The 18669-nt window shown below is 41.7% G+C and carries 13 protein-coding genes; 11 read left to right on the top strand and 2 right to left on the bottom strand.

The window, feature by feature from the left end:
- The first annotated feature begins 1 nt into the window (after nt 1).
- Nucleotides 2–1927, top strand: a complete 1926-nt coding sequence (locus ACT3IB_RS00320; protein ID WP_491537021.1) for a M23 family metallopeptidase — start codon at nt 2–4, stop codon at nt 1925–1927.
- Nucleotides 1928–1993: 66 nt separating this feature from the next.
- On the opposite strand, the gene ACT3IB_RS00315 is transcribed toward ACT3IB_RS00320, so the two are convergent.
- Together ACT3IB_RS00315 and ACT3IB_RS00310 are read right to left on the bottom strand one after the other, a co-directional pair.
- Nucleotides 1994–2371: a RidA family protein gene (locus ACT3IB_RS00315; protein WP_491537020.1), complete on the bottom strand. Its 378-nt coding sequence runs from the start codon at nt 2369–2371 to the stop codon at nt 1994–1996.
- A gap of 12 nt (nt 2372–2383) precedes the next feature.
- Entirely contained in the window at nt 2384–3187 is an 804-nt protein-coding gene (locus tag ACT3IB_RS00310; protein ID WP_491537019.1) for an alpha/beta fold hydrolase, read from the bottom strand.
- 153 nt (nt 3188–3340) lie between these two features.
- On the opposite strand from ACT3IB_RS00310, the gene ACT3IB_RS00305 reads away from it, so the two are divergent.
- The 10 genes from ACT3IB_RS00305 to rpe all read left to right on the top strand — a co-directional run bounded on the left by ACT3IB_RS00305 (nt 3341) and on the right by rpe (nt 18597).
- A complete protein-coding gene (locus tag ACT3IB_RS00305) occupies nt 3341–4669 on the top strand; it encodes a tetratricopeptide repeat protein (RefSeq protein WP_491537018.1) in 1329 nt (442 codons plus the stop codon).
- A gap of 34 nt (nt 4670–4703) precedes the next feature.
- Nucleotides 4704–5930, top strand: a complete 1227-nt coding sequence (locus tag ACT3IB_RS00300; protein WP_491537017.1) for a tetratricopeptide repeat protein — start codon at nt 4704–4706, stop codon at nt 5928–5930.
- A gap of 12 nt (nt 5931–5942) precedes the next feature.
- Nucleotides 5943–7082 (top strand): cystathionine gamma-synthase, encoded by a 1140-nt coding sequence (locus ACT3IB_RS00295; RefSeq protein WP_491537016.1) that lies wholly within the window; start codon nt 5943–5945, stop codon nt 7080–7082.
- 48 nt (nt 7083–7130) lie between these two features.
- Nucleotides 7131–8312, top strand: a complete 1182-nt coding sequence (locus ACT3IB_RS00290) for an acetyl-CoA C-acyltransferase (RefSeq protein ID WP_491537015.1) — start codon at nt 7131–7133, stop codon at nt 8310–8312.
- A gap of 178 nt (nt 8313–8490) precedes the next feature.
- Complete coding sequence (gene porV / locus ACT3IB_RS00285) at nt 8491–9594, top strand: type IX secretion system outer membrane channel protein PorV (protein WP_491537014.1); 1104 nt, start codon at nt 8491–8493, stop codon at nt 9592–9594.
- A gap of 19 nt (nt 9595–9613) precedes the next feature.
- A complete protein-coding gene (locus ACT3IB_RS00280) occupies nt 9614–12799 on the top strand; it encodes a T9SS-dependent M6-like inactivated metalloprotease (protein ID WP_491537013.1) in 3186 nt (1061 codons plus the stop codon).
- Nucleotides 12800–16174, top strand: coding sequence for a TolB family protein (locus ACT3IB_RS00275; RefSeq protein WP_491537012.1), 3375 nt, complete (start codon nt 12800–12802; stop codon nt 16172–16174).
- The gene (locus tag ACT3IB_RS00270; RefSeq protein ID WP_491537011.1) at nt 16167–17057 is read left to right on the top strand and encodes a hypothetical protein; all 891 of its coding nucleotides are present in this window, start codon (nt 16167–16169) and stop codon (nt 17055–17057) included. Before ACT3IB_RS00275 ends, ACT3IB_RS00270 begins: the two co-directional genes overlap by 8 nt.
- Before the next feature lie 29 nt (nt 17058–17086).
- The gene (locus ACT3IB_RS00265) at nt 17087–17905 is read left to right on the top strand and encodes a PASTA domain-containing protein (protein WP_491537010.1); all 819 of its coding nucleotides are present in this window, start codon (nt 17087–17089) and stop codon (nt 17903–17905) included.
- 5 nt (nt 17906–17910) lie between these two features.
- Nucleotides 17911–18597: a ribulose-phosphate 3-epimerase gene (gene rpe / locus ACT3IB_RS00260; protein ID WP_491537009.1), complete on the top strand. Its 687-nt coding sequence runs from the start codon at nt 17911–17913 to the stop codon at nt 18595–18597.
- Nucleotides 18598–18669 lie beyond the last annotated feature (72 nt).

The raw sequence follows: 18669 nt of genomic DNA, 5'->3' as shown, positions 1-18669 counted from the left end.
GATGAATATTCGCCTTCTCCTTTCTATTGCTTTTTTTATTGGGATTAGTATCCTCCCATTATCAGCCCAAGAATCGCATTCTTTTGATCCATCCCAAGCCCATTATACCTGGCCAACTGAAGCCAGCCGGTATCTTTCTTCCACCTTTGGGGAAACAAGAGCGGCACATTTTCACGCGGCATTGGATATCAAAACCTGGGGGCGAAAAGGATATGAAGTTTATGCCACCCGCGATGGGGTTGTTGATCGCGTTACCATCGGACCAAGAGGTTATGGCAAAGTGATCTACTTAAAACACGATGATGGCTCCTATTCGGTATATGCCCATCTGCTTTCTTTTAACAATAAATTGCAACAGCTGGCTGATTCTGTACGTTTTGCCGAGGATTATAAATTTGAAATGGAGAAGTTCTGGGGTTGGCGAAATATCAAGGTTACACAAGGTGATCTCATTGGATACAGTGGGGCATCGGGTATTGGTCCGCCCCACCTGCATTTTGAACTTCGAACGCCCACCCATAAACCATTTAATCCGCTGCTGACAAATTTATCCGTGAAAGATAATATTCCACCGCAAATCAGGGGACTCTCTGTGGAGCCTCTAAGTGCCAAATCCAGTATTGAAGGGGACAATGCCATATATACCAAAAGAGCAAAACTCGACGATGAATATTACAGTTTTGGTACGATATCTGTAAATGGGCCCATTGGCTTAGGTCTCAATGCTTTTGATCAATCCAATAATGTTCACAACCGTTATGCTGTTTATGAGCTTAGTCTGAAAGTGAATGGAGAGCCGTTTTTTAATTCTAAAGTTGACAGCTTCTCATATAATGAAACTCACCAGATGTTCATTGATCGGATATATCACCTTTTAGAAAATACCGACAAAGGTTTCCAACGACTGTATATTGCAGACGGAAACTCCCTTCCGTTTTATGAAAGTGATAGCAAGAAAGGCGTCCTGAATTTACCTGTTGGAACACATGATGTTAGCATCACGGCAAAAGATTACTACGGTAATACTTCCACGGCAACACTCACCCTTAACGTCCCTGGGGATCAGAAACAAAAACAGAATCGGACATCCACGAATCATAGTTCAAACTCAAGTTCTGTTTCACCGGAACAATGGTACTGGTTTTCAGATTGGGTGACCATCCCATATAACCAATATGAACACAGTATTATCGGATTTACTGATACAGAACAATTCACTGAACATGCCAACGGTATTGCGATAAACCTAAGGGGGCAACAATCTCACTTTTTTAATACTCCGGAATTAGGTCCACTGCAACTCTACCGAATCACGCCTGATTCCACCTCATTTATTTCCTCTGCTGATCAGCATCACTTTGCGGTGTTCCCTCAGCAAACTTTTTATGACACCCTATCGGTTGGTATGGCTGTTAATAGTTTTACCAAAGATTCCTTGACGGTAGATGTAATTCCAAACGCCTATCCGGTTAAAAAAGAATATGCATTTTATATTGCTCGTGATAGTACTTTGACAGATACCTCTAAGCTCTCATTTTATAGTTTTGATCAGGAAGATAAAGAATGGGAATTAATTCCTACGACCTTCTCGGCATCCCATATCATTGGAAAAGTCAAAACTTTGGGTCACTTTTCTTTAATGAAAGATCAAAAAGCTCCTGAATTAAGCAATCCACGTGTAAGGGAGCGCCCGGATGGCAAATGGATTATTTATATTGATGCTAAGGACAATCTTTCCGGTATTGACTATAGTCGGTCAAAAATATTCGTTAATGGTAATCAGGGAATTGCAGAATTTGAACCGGAGAATGATCGCTTTGTTTATTACCATCCTAACTTTGTACCGTCTCCCTCTACGAAAATCAAGGTTATAGCTTACGATCAGATGGGAAATAATACAGTACAGACTTTTGAAATAGAAAGTTAGAAAAAAAGGGAGAAACTGGCATCCAGCTCCTCCCCCTCTCGAATAAAAATAATCACGAGCTAATGATTAAACATGTGCAATGCAGCCAATCTCAACCTTACAGTTTTTAGGTAGTGTTTTAACTGCAACCGTTTCTCGGGCCGGCGGATCATTCTCAAAGTACTTGCCGTAAATTTCATTAACGGTTCCAAAGTTATCCATGTCATCCAGATAGATACTGCACTTAATTACTTTATTAAAACCTGAACCGGCTTCCTCCAAAACGGCTTTTAAATTTTTCATGACCTGTTCAGCCTGAGAATTAACCTCGTCTCCCACAAACTCCATACTATCGGGATCTAATCCTATTTGTCCGGAACAATAAACTAAGTTGTCATGAACAACAGCCTGGCTATATGGACCTATGGCGTCCGGTGCTTTTGAGGTATGAATAATCTTCTTCATAATCTGTAAATATTATTTTATTGAAGTTGCATTTTGATTTTTTAACTCGATTAAAAACTCATTCAAATAAAGTGCGAATTTTTCAGGATGTTCCATCATGGGGGCATGTCCGCATTGATCTATCCATTTGAGTCGAGAATTTGGCAACGCTTTATGAAACTCTTCCGCAACCTCTGGAGGCGTAATTTCATCTTGCTTACCCCAAATCAATAACACCTCCTGATCGATATCCGGCAAGTAATCTTCCATGCTGTACTCATGTGTTTCCCGGGCAATGGCCAACACATTCAATAAGTTTGATCGATCATTAATGACTTCCATTATTTCATCCATAAGTTCTTCAGTCACAAAGTCATCATCATAAAATGTAATGGCTGCCTGCTTGCGTACGTAATCGCGGTCATTGCGACGGGGAAAGGTGGAACCAAAATCTCTTTCCTGAAGTCCGGAGCTCCCGGTCAAAATTAATGCTGCGACATTCTCAGGATGTTGTACCGTATATTCAAGAGCCAAATGCCCTCCCATAGAATTGCCTAACAAGATTGGACTTTCAATTTCCAACGCCTCCATAAAAGAATGCAGCCATTTGGCCATATTCGTAAACGTTAGCTTTCTGGCCTTAAATTCATACAGCGGAATCGAAGGAACATAAATATTATAGTCATCTATATATTCAACCAAAGCGTCGTAATTACTCAATCCTCCAAACATGCCATGTAAAAAAACAAGACTTGCAGAATCCTCTGTTCCTTTTGAAATTTTAAGATATTCAAAACCGTTATAGTGGTGACTTTCGAAATGGCTTGTGCCGAACATATAAATAGATAACTGGGTTAATAGGCTATTACTTTACAAGTGCCTAATATAATAAAATTAAGCATTAATATTGCAGAAAGGGCTATATATGATTACTTTCTGCAATCACGAATGGATATCCTAATAACATTGAATTTATAGCAATCAGAAACCATGTTTATAAAAAAATTACCACATCTACTTGTAACATTGCTTGCGGCGATTTTGATAGGATGCGGAACTTCAAATCCGTTAGCCGACGAAGCACAAAATAATCTTAAAAATCAGGATTTTGAAGCTGCAATTACCTCAGCTGAGAAATCCATCGAACAATATCCGGGCGACCCACTGGGATATTATTATAAAGCCGTTGCCTTGGGAGAACTTGCCAGATCTCAAGATGACCCCACCAAGCGTGCTGACTATTATGACCAGATGAATGAAGCTTTTGAGACAGCAAAGAGCGTTGCTGACACCTCTGAAAATGTGCCCAGCGAAATAAATAACATTTCTGGTGTGAAAGTTGCTATCTGGCAAACAGAATTTCAACGAGGCGTTGATCTTGCTACTAATGACAGTGTTAAGAGCACAGTCGAAAATCCAATGAAGCAATCCATGTATCACCTGCGTAATGCTACCAAGGTGCAACCCGACAGCGCCAGTTCTTGGAACGTTCTTGCTCAAATTGCTGCTCGTAATAACAATTTTGAGGAAGCTGTCTCTGCCAAAGAGAAGTACATGGGCATGATATCCGAATCCAAGATCGATACTGTTGACTATCTACACTTGGGCAACTACTACTATAACTTGGATAAGCATGACAAAGTCGTAGAAGTATTTGAAGATGGTCAAAAGCGATATCCCGGCAGTGAACGTATTGCCTCTGCTCTTGCTGATGCTTATGGCCGAATTGGAGAAGATCAAAAGGCAATTTCTACTCTTGAGCAACTTGTTGAACAAGATCCCGAAAATCCCCAATATCGTTTGGTAATGGGTACCAAAATCTATCAACAAGCAATGCGTATACGAGATACCCTGAGTACCAATTCCCAAAAAATCATGGATCTGCAAAAACAATACAAGCAAGCAGATCAATCTAAAAAAGAAGAATTAAAGAGCAAGATTGAGTCTCTTAGTAATGAAAATGAAAAGTTGATGGACGAAATGGAAAAGTTAACCAATAGAGCGGAAGAAGAGATTAAAGTCGCTCTTGAATATCGTCCTGATGATCCTGCTGCCTACGAAACACTTGGCGTCATTTATCAAAATAAAGCTAAAACTTATTTTGACCGCAGAAACCGTACGACGGACAATAAGGAAGCTGCACGGCTTGATAAAGTTGGAAAAGAGAACATCCGCCAAGCCATGAAGTATTACGAAAAAGCTGTCGAGCTTGAACCAGATAACGAAAATTACTGGAGAAGCCTATTCCAGATTTACACCTTCTTAGGTATGGATGAAAAAGCCCAGGAAGCAATGGAAAAAGCTGGAATGGAACAATAAACACTACCCGATTTAATAACCCATTTATTCCTTTATGATTCATTATCATACCCGAATTGCAAGCCTTGTGCTTGCATTCGGGTTCTTTATTAGTTGCTCTACATTACAATCCTCAACCCAAGAATCTGACACACCTGAAAACCTTTCTGAACAGCAGATTCAGCAGCAAATAAAGTCTCTGGATGAGGATATTTCCTCAAATCCGGAGCAAGCAGATTTATACTTTAAAAAGGGTAAACTCCTAACAAGGCTTGCCCAAAAGAAAGAAGACCCCTCCGAACGTGTATCCCCATATAAAAATGCTCGTCAGATTTTAAATCGAGCCGCAGATTTATATGATAATACCGCAGATTCAGAGTCAAAAGATAAAGTAAGCGACTTGCTAAACGTAACCTGGAGTTTAGAGCATAACCAGGGCGTTAAATTATTGCAGGGAGAAAGTGTTGACAACCCTAATTACGAAGGTGCTATTGCTCATTTCAATAATGCAACTGTTATTATTCCTGACAGTGCTGTCTCGTATACCATGAAGGCACGCACTTTATATAAAAATCAGCAGCAGAAAGAAGCAATTAAAACCCTGGAAACTGCTCGAAACAACATAGAAAACCCTCCCGCCCTTCTTTTAGAAAAATTGGCTTTTTTATATCTCGAAAATAACAACCCTCAAAAAGCAATTGGGATTTATGAAAAAGCCGAATCATTTTCAAATAGTAACTTGAATGTACTTCACGGTCTTTCAAATGCTTATATTAATGCAGGAGAGCATCAGAAAGCCATAGAACTGCTCGAGCAATTGATCAAAGATGAACCTCAGAATATCGTTTATGGTCAATCATTGGCTACCGAATTATATTTCTTGGGAAAATCAAAAATCGATGCCGTTGCTTCTGCTCTAAAGCGTGGTCAGTCAATTGACGATACAGCATTTGATAGTGTAAATACTTTATTCTCTGAGGCAGAAGAACAATTCAGTAAGGTTTCTGATGCGAATCCGACTAACTTGGAAATAAAAGAACGCACAGCTACTTTTTATTATAATAGTGCATCACAGTATCAAAAACTTGTACCATTAGTATCAGAAGATTACCGCGAGCAACTGCAAGAGAAGATCAAGCAATATTTATCGGCTTCTATTCCTCTTTTTGAAAACCTCGTAGAACAAGGTCAGCAGAATCAGGAAATATGGAAGAAACTTTTTCAAGCTTATTCTATTTTAGAAATGGAACAAGAAGCAGAGAATGCAAAGGCTAATCTATAAGACATTTCTTTAATGAAATTTAATACCAAAACAATTCACGCAGGACAAAAACCGGAAGAAACTTCTGGTGCAGTAATGCCCCCGATCTTCCAAACCTCAACATATGCACAAGAAGCACCTAACGTGCATAAGGGATATGATTATGCTCGAGTAGGCAATCCAACTCGCACAGCCCTCGAAAAACTCATTGCCGGCCTGGAAAATGCTGATGAATGCGCCTGCTTTGCCAGTGGTTGTGCTGCAATGGATGCAGTTTTAAAGATATTTCGACCCGGAGATCAGATTATTGCCTCCAACGACCTATACGGTGGCACCTATCGACTGTTTACAAAAGTTTTTGCTCCCTACGGTATCGACTTCACATTTGTTGATATGACTGATATCGAAAATGTAAAGGAAGCAGCCACCGATAATGCCAAGCTTCTCTGGATTGAGACGCCGACTAATCCCCTTTTGCGGATAGTAGATATCGAAGAACTAACCGATTTTGCAAGAAAACAGGATATCTTGTCCCTGGTTGACAACACCTTTGCCTCCCCCTATTTGCAACAGCCTCTTGAATTGGGCGCTGATATGGTACTGCACTCTACCACTAAATACTTGGGAGGCCATTCTGATGTAATCGGAGGGGCGGTCGCCACTTCAAACGAAGCCATTATGGAACAACTGCGTTTCCAGGTTAAAACTACAGGAGCCGTTCCCGGACCAATGGATTGCTATCTTACGCTGCGAGGCATTAAAACGCTCTCGGTACGCGTGAAGCAATCAGTAGATAATGCTAAAAAAGTTGCTTCCTTCTTGGATAATCATTCTGATGTTGATAGAGTCATATATCCAGGTTTGAAAAGCCATCAGCAGCACGAAATTGCAAAAAAACAGATGAGTGACTTTGGTGGTATGGTTTCATTTTCTTTGAAAGATGATTCCATGGAAAAAGCTCAAGAATTTATGAGCAGAACCTCACTATTTACTTTGGCTGAAAGTCTAGGCGGTGTTGAATCATTAATTAGCCATCCGGCCTCTATGACCCACGGATCTATGCCAAAGGAAATTCGCGAGAAAGCGGGACTCAAAGATTCGTTAATCCGGCTCTCAGTTGGTATTGAAGATGCTGAAGATCTTATTGATGATCTGGATCAAGCGTTTGAATAGCTTTCAGAGCTAATAATAAAATGTATAACTCAAAAACTTATTAAAACTATGCGGAATGTAGTTATTGTAGATGCGAAACGTACACCGGTTGGCTCTTTCGGTGGAAACCTGTCCTCTTTTTCAGCACCGGAATTGGGTGCGGCAACAATCACAGAGTTGATGAAATCATCCGGTGTTAAACCCGAGCAGATTCAAGAGGTCGTATTCGGTAATGTGCTCACCGCAGGGATTGGTCAAGCTCCTGCTCGACAGGCCGCCTTAAAAGCCGGTCTTTCCGAACTAACACCCGCAACAGCTGTTAACAAGGTCTGTGCCTCAGGAATGAAAGCTATCATGATCGCTGCTAATCAAATTCAGCTCGAAGAAGCAGATATTATTGTTTCCGGTGGTATGGAAAGCATGAGCAATGTCCCCTATTATCTTAATAAGCATCGATTTGGATCTAAGCTGGGACATGCTGAAGCCCAAGACGGGATCATAAGAGACGGCCTCTGGGATGTCTATAATGATTTCCACATGGGTAATGCTGCAGAAATCTGTGCCCGGGAGTGCAACATCAGTCGCGAAGAACAAGATGAGTTTGCCATTACTTCTTACAAGCGAGCGATTAAAGCTCATGAAGAGGGTTATTTTGATGATGAAATCATCGAGATGAAAGTTAAAGATCGCAAGGGCAATGTATCCAAAGTTACCATGGATGAAGAGCTCAAGCGAATTAACTATGACAAGGTACCGAAGCTGAATCCAGTATTTGAAAAAGATGGAACGGTTACGCCCGCAAATGCTAGCAGTATCAATGATGGAGCTGCAGCCGTTCTTTTAATGAGTGAAGAAAAAGCTGAAGAACTTGGGTTTACTCCATTGGCTCGGATTGTAAGTCAGGCCAGTGCAGCCAAAAAACCGGAATGGTTTACAACAGCACCGGCCGATGCTATGCCGAAAGCAATGAAAAGAGCAAAGCTCGAAAAAGACGAAATTGATCTTTTTGAAATTAATGAAGCCTTTTCAGTGGTTTCGCTGGCTAATGAGCAAATTTTAGAACTCGATCCCGAAAAAGTCAATATTCACGGTGGAGCGGTCAGTATTGGTCATCCCATTGGCTGCTCGGGAGCACGTATTATCGTAACGCTTCTACACGCTCTCAAGCGTACAAAAGGACGTTATGGTTGTGCCGGCATTTGCAATGGAGGCGGTGGAGCCTCAGCTATGGTTCTTGAAATGCTTAATTAGGAATCCTCATATAAAACGAAAGCAGGATGACCCCATTCATCCTGCTTTTTTATTTTTCATTTATTCTGATAACTTTACTTATAGAAAATAACACTTGTTCTTTATAGCATGGTCTAGCGTAAGATTCTTTGCTATTTTCTGTTAAATCCTGAATGTACTTCTATCAACCGATTTCGTTATGATTAAGAAAGCATTTTCCACTTTTGCCCTTCTGCTGTTTGTGGCCAGTTTGTCATATGGCCAGGTTGGCATTACATCGGTACCATTTTTACAGATCGAACCCGATTCACGCGCAGCAGGAATGGGTAATACCGGTGTTGCCATTGCCGATAATGCCTCAGCAGTTTTCTGGAATCCCGCCGGACTCGCCTTCCAAAAAGGGAATCAAATTAACTTTACGCATAGTGAATGGCTGCCCCAGTTTAATGCTGATTTATTTTACGATTATCTGGTTGGCAAATATCACATGGAAGGCATCGGTACATTCGGAGGACATGTTACTTTTTTGAACTTAGGTGAACAACTGCGTACCGATGAAACCGGGTTAGAACAGGGCCGTTTTAACAGCTATGAACTTGCAGCTGGACTATCCTATGGACTGAAGCTTAATGAAAACTGGTCTCTCGGTACCGGATTCCGATTTATTTACAGCAGCCTTGCAGATGGCCGAATCAGCCAACAGCGTATAAACCCCGGTTCAAGTGTAGGAGTTGATCTCTCTGCCCTGTACAAATCAAACAGTTTCAAGTTTATCGGAAACGATGCCAATATAAATGCCGGATTAAATATCTCAAATATCGGTCCGGGAGTTAACTATACTGATAACGCCCAAAAAGATCCCCTGCCAACAATTTTCCGTATTGGATGGGCATTTAATACAAATCTTGATGACGACGGCATCCATAAATTAACGATCGCCAATGATATCTCTAAGGTAATGGCACGACTTGATTCTGATGGGGATCCCAAAGGAGTTATCAGCTCTATTTTCTCATCCTGGGGTAGTTTTACCCGTAATACAGGAACTGGAGAAGTTACTCTCTCACTCCCCGAACAATTGATGTATGCTGTAGGTACAGAATATTGGTACAACGATCTTTTTGCCGTACGGGGCGGATATTATTATGAGGATCCCAACAATGGTGATCGGCAATATATGACTCTGGGAGCCGGTATTCGATACAAGTTTGTAGGAGTAGATTTTAGCTACATCAATACTCTTGGGGACGAAAATCATCCTCTCGCCAATACAACCCGCTTTGGTTTGCTCTTAAACTTCTAATCCGAGCGACTGTGGGTTCATGAATTTTTATAAATCAACTACTTTTTTTTATAAAAGCATGCTTTTTATAAGCATGCTTTTATTAGTTGGACTTCATAACGGTTTTGCCCAGCAAGTTGAACTGAAGCGGTCTCATAACCTCAACCCCCACACAAATTCACAACCCAATGTACCCGATACACTAACGATCATTGCAGTAATGGTCGAGTTTCAACCTGACGAAAACAGGTTTACTACAGGCACAGGAACTTTCAATCCATCCAATTTAGCTTACCTCGACAATCCGGAAATTACCATTGATCCCCTGCCCCATAACCAATCTTATTTTGAACGACATCTGACTTTTGTACAAAATTATTTCAAGAAGATTTCAGGAGAACAGTTTCATATAAAATACCGGGTGCTTCCTAATGTATATCAACTACCTGAAAAGATGGAGCGATATTCCCCCACCGGAGAAACCTTTACCAACCAAAAAGTTGCCAATTTGGCCCAAGACACCTGGCAGGTTGTAGAAGAACAAGGTGGTTTTCCTACCTCCGATTTAGATCCCCAAAAAACGGCTTTTGCTATCTTTCACGCAGGTATTGGACGTGATATTGAACTAACTGGAACAACCCTTAACAAAACGCCACAGGATGTCCCCTCCCTCTTCTTAGATCAGTCTGCGTTAGGTACCTTGCTTGATCAGCCAAATTTTAATGGATTTCCAATTAATGATGGGACTTTCAGAGTGACTAATTCGATGGTTTTACCGCGTAGCCTCTCGCGTCCCGGCGTAGATGTAACAGGTAACGAGTTTGTGTTACAACTTTCTACGAACGGACTTATTTGTGCATCCATTGGCAGCTATCTCGGGCTACCTGACCTTTTTAACACCGAAACAGGTAATTCAGGCATCGGCCGATTTGGATTAATGGATGGAGAAAGTTTCTTCTCGTATCGCGGCCTTTTTCCGCCTGAGCCCTCGGCTTGGGAAAAGATGCATCTGGGATGGCAAGAGCCATTTATTGCGAGCACATCCAATAATAATCTCGTTACCCTTCCCACAGCAGCTTATCATCAACAAAACAGTATTGCAAAAGTGCCTTTATCTGCTGACGAATACTTCTTGATTGAAAACCGTCATCGGGATCCCAATGGCAATGGAGTCACTCTTACATTTATACAACCGGACGGGGCAATAGAAACCAAACAGTTTTCAAACTTTGATGAAGCTTTCGTCAACCAGTCAGAGGATTTCGAAGACTCGTTAATTCCGGGAGTGGTTACCGATGTGAGTAATCTGGAATGGAGTCTGCCGGGTGGATTGGACCCTGGCCCCGACGAAACGAATGGTACCGCCGACGATAGGCAACTCAATGGCGGAATCCTCATCTGGCATATCGATGAAGCCGTTATTAATAATCGGATAAGAACTCAAAGTATAAATAATAATTTCAACCGCCGTGGTATAGATCTTGAAGAAGCCGATGGTGCGCAAGACATTGGACGGGCCGCAAATAATGACTTCAGCAGTCAGGCACGCGGTACGGCTTTCGACTTCTGGTGGGATGGAAATAATGCCGCAGTTGTTACCCTTGACGGTGACACGTTGCAATTCTATGAAAACAGATTTGGGTCTGACACCCGACCTTCAAATGAAAGCAATTCAGGGGCGCCAAGTTTTTTTGAACTCTATGACTTTTCCGATAACCAGCCCGTGGCTGCATTCCGTATTCGCCCGAGGTCTACCGACAATATCCATCCGATAAGTCTGCCTATTTCAAAAATTGATGACGAAACAGCGTACACTACACCAAAATCCGATTATTTTTCTGCATATCCACTTGGACTCACCTTCTACTCTACTTCCTCTGACTCTTTTCTGATTATCCCTACCCAACAATCAACGTATGCCCTTAATTTAAAGAAAGAAAGCAACTCGGTTTTCAACTTTCAATCGACATCTGTCCAACAGCCGTATCTTGGATCTTACCTCATTCTTGGTGGTGCTCCCCCTGCTCAACCCCAAATTATGCTATCTTCCTGGCAGTGGGATGGCAGCCAATGGAATACCCAATGGCATAATACCATCAATGCAAATAATGCTTTTTTAAGTTCCGGTGACGGCCAGACACTGTATGCGGATTTTACCAATCAGCGTATTTCTCTTTCAGATGGTACAATTCAGTCTTCTTTGCCAAATGCACAACAGCGCTCTGCCACCTTTGATGGAAAATTTACCGTACTTACACAAAACCAACTTACACTTGAACCGGATGGTAAAACGTATCCCATAAATAAGAGTGGAAGTCGCCATTACACAGGGGCCGTAGAACCTGACGCCGAGCAACAAGGATTCTATTACTTGTCAGATGATGAACTCTTGTTATTTAACACCGATTCATTTGGTCAGCCTACATCCATTGTCCAAAATACCCATCTCGGGTGGCCTGCTATGGCCGATCTTGATAGAGATGGACGCATCGATTTTAGCTATATAAATCAAGAAACCGGTGCCCTTGAATCACGTAATATCAACGGAGCGCTACTGCCTCACTTCCCCATTAAGCCACCTTCAAATGCCCGATTTATCGGGACACCATTAGTTGTCCACTCTGAACAATCCGAGGAGATCACTCTTTACGTTCCCACACAAGACAGTCTTTCCCTGAATATTAATGCATATACTCTTGATGGAGAACCCGTAGAGGGATTCCCTCTTTATGTAGGTAATATCTCTGATCAAAATAATCAGCCCATTCATCCCCTTATCTACAAAAAAACCCTTTACGCTGTTAGTCACGTGGGCGATGTCAAAGCATGGCAACTCAATAATATTGATGAAGTACTTTGGGCAAGCCGCTATGGAAATACATTCAGTAATAAGGTGTCGGGAAGTATTCATACAAAAAATCTCCAAGAACCATCATCAGCTAATAGAGTTCTTTTCAAAAAGGAAACTTATAACTGGCCAAATCCTGCTGATGACTTTACGAATATCCGATTTCAGACCACTGGAGCAGGTACAGTAGAAGTAAAAATCATCACTACCGGCGGAAGAATTGTTTTCAACAAAACCTTTAGAACTAATGGGGGGGCAGCTGAGGAACATCAAATTTCTACACAGAGCTGGAGCAATGGATTATATTTTGCCATGATCACAGCAACCGTAGACGGACAAAAAGAACAAAAGATGATTAAAATTGTAGTTATTCAGTAGGTGAAAAATCGCATATTCCATATTGCATTGCTACTTATCGTCTGGTCATGGTACAGCTGCTTCAATTCCGCCTTTGCACAACAGCTTTCACCTTCCCAGTTCAACTATCCCAGTAATCACCTGTCTTGGTATACTATTGAAAGCGATCACTTTAACATCCACTTTCAAGAAGGCAACAGTCGCTCGGCACAAACGACAGCCCGCATCGCCGAAACCATTTATCCTCAGATAACCAATCTTTATAATATCGAGCCTGATACCAAGACCAATATCGTGCTCAAAGATCGAAGGGATTATTCCAACGGGGCAGCCTATTTTTTTGACAATCAAATTGATATCTGGGTTTCATCACTCGATACGCCACTTCGAGGCACCCACGACTGGCTTTGGGATGTTATCACCCACGAATTCACCCATATCGTCCAGCTACAGGCCGCGATGAAAAAAGATCGGCGGATACCTGCCATTTACCTTCAATGGCTCTCATACTCTGACGTGCGTCGTCCTGACGTCCTTTATGGTTATCCGAAAGGGATTTTTACCTATCCCTTTGCTTCCATTAACGTACCCGCCTGGCTCGCTGAGGGAGTAGCACAATATCAGCGTCAGAACCTTTTGTATGATTACCGGGATGCACACCGTGATATGCTTTTTAGAACGGCCGTTCTTTCCGAGAATCCTCTTTCATATGAAGAAATGAGTATTTTCGGATCTAAAAATGCATTGCAGCGCGAACGGATTTACAATCAGGGCTTTGCCTTTACCTCTTACCTTGTGGATCGATTCGGAGAAGACCTGCTGCCCGAATTGTCGCAAAATTTAGGAGAACCAGGTGTTTTTACTGTTGAAAAAGCCCTTAAAAACACCACGGAAATCTCGGGCCGTAAGCTTTTTGATGATTTTGTTGTCACATCCCAAGAGCATTACCGCAAGGCCACCGAAAACATACAGCCAATTGAAACTGAGCCTGTTCAGCCCAAAGGGTTTTTTAATTTCTATCCAATAGTAAGTCCAAGTGGTAATCAACTTGCATATTTGTCAAACAAGGATAGCAGGTCGTCTGGGGTTCAACTTTTTATAGATGATCGAGATCATTCTAAAAATTCATCTCACGCTATCGATATTGGCACGATGCCAACATCAAGCCCGCGGTACGGCATTTATAAAAATCAGGAGCCGACAATAAAGCATCTGCAGTCTTCTTTTTCATTTTCTCCGGATGGTTCACAAATTGCTTTTAGCCGACAAAAGCTAAATAAATACGGTGAACGTTATAACGATCTGTTTATTTATGACCGGCAATCTGAAAAGGAATCACGCCTCACCCAAAGTAAACGACTGTCATCGCCCAGCTGGCATCCGATAAAAAATACTTTGGTAGCTATCCAGCAATCGAACGGCAGCACCAATTTAGTCGGGGTGGATATGGCATCAGGTTCACTGCATCCCTTTACAAATTACAAGAATGGAGAACAGGTGTACAGTCCCAGCTGGCATCCCGATGGGGAGAAACTCTATTTTTCTTTTTCTGATAAATACAGCCGTAATATTTATCGTCTCGACACAAAATCGAAAACCATTGAAGCCATATTCCAAGATCCCTTAACCGACTACCGCGATCCCTTTATAGATGATAAAGGTGATTACCTCTACTATTCTACCAATCCGGATGGCATTTTCAACATCTATCGCATCCCTCTAGGCACTAACGAAGCCGTGCCGGAACAGTTAACGAGTGTCATCGGCGGGGCATTTATGCCACATGTTAAAAATGAAACGCTCTATTTTGCTGAGTTTAAAACAGACGGCTATATCATTTCCTCCATCGATTTATCAGCCAGTGTACCACAATCTTCTACAAAATATAATCGTGAATCACTCTCTTATTTAAAACTTCCTGAGAAATCAGACCTCAACTATCCAACGAATACAGAGGATATTGAAACTGTTGAATCGTCAAAACTGGAGCATTTGAGCCGTTCAGATTCCTTAATGATCCCGGCTAAGCCGAATAATCAGGAGCAATTGAAGCTAAAGCCATACAACAACGAGTTTACGAGTTTCAGCTTTTATCCGGTTGTCCGCTTTGATAATTACAGTAAAAGAAATGGCAGTAACGGCCGTTTGCTCACAGCCGGGCAATTGGGCGATTTGGGCGGCAACCTGCTGCGTGATATGAAACTCGGCACCTATTTTTCATCCCGCGAAGTAACCGGACAGTTGAGTTTCTTTGGCAGTGCCCTGTTTGGTTTTGTCTCAGAACCCAGCAACGGAATCGGCGATTTTTTCAATCCTGCTCGGCTTACCGACCTCGATCGAGATTTATATTTGTCAATAGAACACGTGGGACTCCCCTTCATTAAAAAAAGCTGGTCTCCCACAGTTACCTTGGATTTCTATAACTTGCGCCGCAATGTCCGGGATGGACTTTCCATCGAAGAATTTCCTTGTACGGCATGCCTGCCTGATACCACTAACGTTGATATCGCTTATAATATCTGGGATGCTGACATTTTTCTTCGCAGCAAACTCAATGAACACAACCTGATTGAGCTGGGAGCCGGATATAGTCCATATCGTGTTCAAACGGATGGGTTCTACTCTCAAGAGCTGGAATCCTTTGTCCCATCTTCATCCTCCGAATATTTTAGAGGAACCACTCTCACAGCCGCATATATCTACGAGAAATGGGTTCCCTATCCCAATTCGGATGTTGCGCCAGTTGGATTTCGCGGTGCTTTCCGGTATACCTACGAACCCAACAAATTACTTGATAAATATGAGGTAGAAGACGGCACCCTAAACCCAATCTATCAAGATATAGAAAATCATTCTATCGAAACCAATGTTCGAGTAGGATATCCAATAGGTAACCATTCTGCCTTTAACTTGTACGGCCGTGGATTTAGTTATCTCAATAATCCCAATGATTTTTTCTATATCGATTACATCGGTGGATTTACCGGCATGCGAAGCTATCCCTACTTTGCCCTTGGCGGAAATACTACGGCACTGGCAAAATTTTCTTACACCTTCCCAATTGCCAATAAATTACATACACAGCTCGGCCGACACACTTTTGATAAACTATTTCTGCGATTATTTGCTGAAACCGGAAACGGTTGGAATGGTCCGCTCGAAATTGGTAATAATCTTAAAACAGGCATTGGAGGTGAACTGCGATTTGCTTTTAACAGCTACTACCTGTTTCCACTCAAATTATTTATCAGCAGCGCTTATGGATTCAATAAATTTGATGTTACTTTACCCAGCGAATTCATTACTGAATCAACAGATAGCAGCGTATCGTACGGACAAGAGTTTTATTTCCATTTCGGATTGACCTTTGATTTTGACGTCCTGAATCATGATTAATAAAGCGATTTTTTTAGGTATCATCTTGGTAATGACGGTAAGCATTACCACTGCTCAAACGGTGCAAAATCCGCAGAAAATCACCATTAATGATCTGGAACCTAAAATCAATTACGTTCAGTCTACCCCTTTTTATCAACCGGTAAGAGAAAAAGCAGGATGGGCGCTGCTCAGTTCAGCAGTCATTCCGGGAAGCGGGCAAGCAATCAACAAAAAATGGATCCGGGCGGGACTATATTTTTTGGCAGAAGCAGTAATGACGGGCGTGTACCTCAAAAGCTCTCACGATGCAAGAGTGGAAGAACGACGCTACAAACAATTTGCAAATGACAATTGGAGCGTAGTCAACTATGCACAGTGGTTGGTTGAATATCACGAACAAAATAACTTGAGCAATCGCTATGTTGATGATCTTAAACAGCATATCGAAGGCAAAACTGCTGTTTACAATCCAAATGACGACTGGTCTAAAATAGATATTGAACTGCTGCGCAATGTGGAACGTAATACCCCGTTTGTATATCCGGAACATGTTGGCAATAATTTTTCGCATGTAATGCCGGATTATGGCTCTCAGCAGTATTATGAACTCATCAGCAAATATTACCAGTATGGCCCGGGCTGGAATGATTTTTCAGCTCAATACCAGCTAAACTGGGACGGCAGCAACATGCCCAAGAATTTTATTTTAGGTGCACGCTTGGCGAATAATTTTAATGACAGTTATCGCTTGGCCGGGAACATGGTATCGTTTCTTATATTAAATCATATTGTATCAGCTTTTGATGCCTATTTAACAGTCAAAACAAAAAACCAAACACTGGAAACAGAAACCAATCTATTAAATCCGCATCGCACCTTTACACTAAAATTTCATTTTTAAGTAATACTCAAAGAATCATATTTTAGGATATGTGGTCACAAATAAAATCTTTACTCACAAATAAAATATTCTACCTTGGGGTGGGTGGTTTAATTGCTGCCGGAGCACTATTTCTGACGCTGCTCGATTTTGTAATTATGCCGGCGTACACCAATTATAACGAGGGTGTCACCGTCCCCGATATTACCCAAGTTTCTTTAGATGAAGCCCAGGAGCGTCTCACTTCATATGGATTACGGTACGAAGTTGCCGAGCGTCGATCCAATACAGCTTACCCGGCTGATTATGTTATAGACCAAATGCCGGCAGCAGCAGAAATTGTAAAGCCAAATCGGAAAGTTTATCTCACTGTTAATACAGAGGCAAATCCCACTGTTCAAGTCCCAAAAGTAGTAGACCTGTCACTTCGTAATGCTCGAATCCAGCTGGAAAATTACGGGCTGCGCGTTGGTACTATCAGTTATGAATCATCACGGTTTAAGAATGTTGTGCTGCGCCAGTCGATACCGGCCGAAAATGTTGTACCCAAAGGTACCATGGTCGATTTAGCGGTAAGTGACGGACTTGGTGAAAAAATGGTAGACATACCAAATATCAAGGGATTACGTCTTTCTGAAGCGCAACAAAAATTGCAGAAAGTAGGCTTGCGTATTGGTGAGATCCGATTTCAACCAAGTAAAGAGTTTGATCCCAATGTCGTTATCAACTACGAACCACAAAAAGACCAAATTACAGAAGGAGAAACTCTAAAGCTTATTGTCTCTGAACGTTTTGAAGTAAAAGAAGAAGATGAATCCGGAGCCGTCATTGATACCTCAAATGTCTCATCACCAGAAAATAATAATTAACTAATATGGATTTTACGCTGCCCATTTTAGCACCTTCAATTTTAGCATCAGATTACACCCGCCTCGGCGAAGAAATCGAAAAGTGTAATCAAGCCGATGTGCAATGGTTGCACTGTGACGTTATGGACGGGCATTTTGTTCCTAACATCAGCTACGGACCCAAATTTGTAGAAGCAGCCGGAAGCTGTTCGGACGCCTTTTTAGATGTTCACTTGATGATCGAAAATCCTGATCAATATATCGAACAATTTGTTGATGCCGGGGCTGATCAGATTACTGTACATCAAGAAGCCTGTCCACATTTACACCGTACTATTCAAAACATACACAATTACGGAATTACTGCCGGTGTAGCTATAAATCCCGGTACCTCTTTGCAAACAATTGAACCGGTTATGAACGATGTGGATTTGATTCTACTGATGAGCGTAAATCCCGGGTTTGGCGGACAATCCTTTATCGAAAATACCTATTACCGTCTGCAAAAATTGAGTGCTATGCGTGATGAATATGGTGCCGGCTTTCTTATTGAGGTTGACGGAGGCATAAACCTCGATAATATCCAAAAAGTTACTCACCGCGGGGCCGATGTACTTGTAGCCGGTAGCGCTGTATTTAAAGCAAAAAACATCCCCAAACGAATTGAAAATCTGACGCAAAAAGCGAAAACCGGAAAAGGAACAATTGCTTAAATCACTTTTAACCGATTTACAAAAAATTCATACTATTTCCTTATTTTTAAGGGTTGAGATTTCTAATTAAAA

It is taken from the genome of Fodinibius sp. GM21 (genome assembly GCF_058386955.1).
The sequence above is the reverse complement of the archived record's forward strand: the minus strand, read 5'-3'. Positions and strand labels throughout refer to the sequence as shown.

What these genes read in the sequence shown, in the direction of transcription:
- ACT3IB_RS00320 (WP_491537021.1), top strand. Translation starts at nt 2, where the DNA reads ATGAATATTCGCCTTCTCCTTTCTATTGCTTTTTTTATTGGGATTAGT.
- ACT3IB_RS00315 (WP_491537020.1), bottom strand. Translation starts at nt 2,371, where the DNA reads ATGAAGAAGATTATTCATACCTCAAAAGCACCGGACGCCATAGGTCCA.
- ACT3IB_RS00310 (WP_491537019.1), bottom strand. Translation starts at nt 3,187, where the DNA reads ATGTTCGGCACAAGCCATTTCGAAAGTCACCACTATAACGGTTTTGAA.
- ACT3IB_RS00305 (WP_491537018.1), top strand. Translation starts at nt 3,341, where the DNA reads ATGTTTATAAAAAAATTACCACATCTACTTGTAACATTGCTTGCGGCG.
- ACT3IB_RS00300 (WP_491537017.1), top strand. Translation starts at nt 4,704, where the DNA reads ATGATTCATTATCATACCCGAATTGCAAGCCTTGTGCTTGCATTCGGG.
- ACT3IB_RS00295 (WP_491537016.1), top strand. Translation starts at nt 5,943, where the DNA reads ATGAAATTTAATACCAAAACAATTCACGCAGGACAAAAACCGGAAGAA.
- ACT3IB_RS00290 (WP_491537015.1), top strand. Translation starts at nt 7,131, where the DNA reads ATGCGGAATGTAGTTATTGTAGATGCGAAACGTACACCGGTTGGCTCT.
- porV (WP_491537014.1), top strand. Translation starts at nt 8,491, where the DNA reads ATGATTAAGAAAGCATTTTCCACTTTTGCCCTTCTGCTGTTTGTGGCC.
- ACT3IB_RS00280 (WP_491537013.1), top strand. Translation starts at nt 9,614, where the DNA reads ATGAATTTTTATAAATCAACTACTTTTTTTTATAAAAGCATGCTTTTT.
- ACT3IB_RS00270 (WP_491537011.1), top strand. Translation starts at nt 16,167, where the DNA reads ATGATTAATAAAGCGATTTTTTTAGGTATCATCTTGGTAATGACGGTA.
- ACT3IB_RS00265 (WP_491537010.1), top strand. Translation starts at nt 17,087, where the DNA reads ATGTGGTCACAAATAAAATCTTTACTCACAAATAAAATATTCTACCTT.
- rpe (WP_491537009.1), top strand. Translation starts at nt 17,911, where the DNA reads ATGGATTTTACGCTGCCCATTTTAGCACCTTCAATTTTAGCATCAGAT.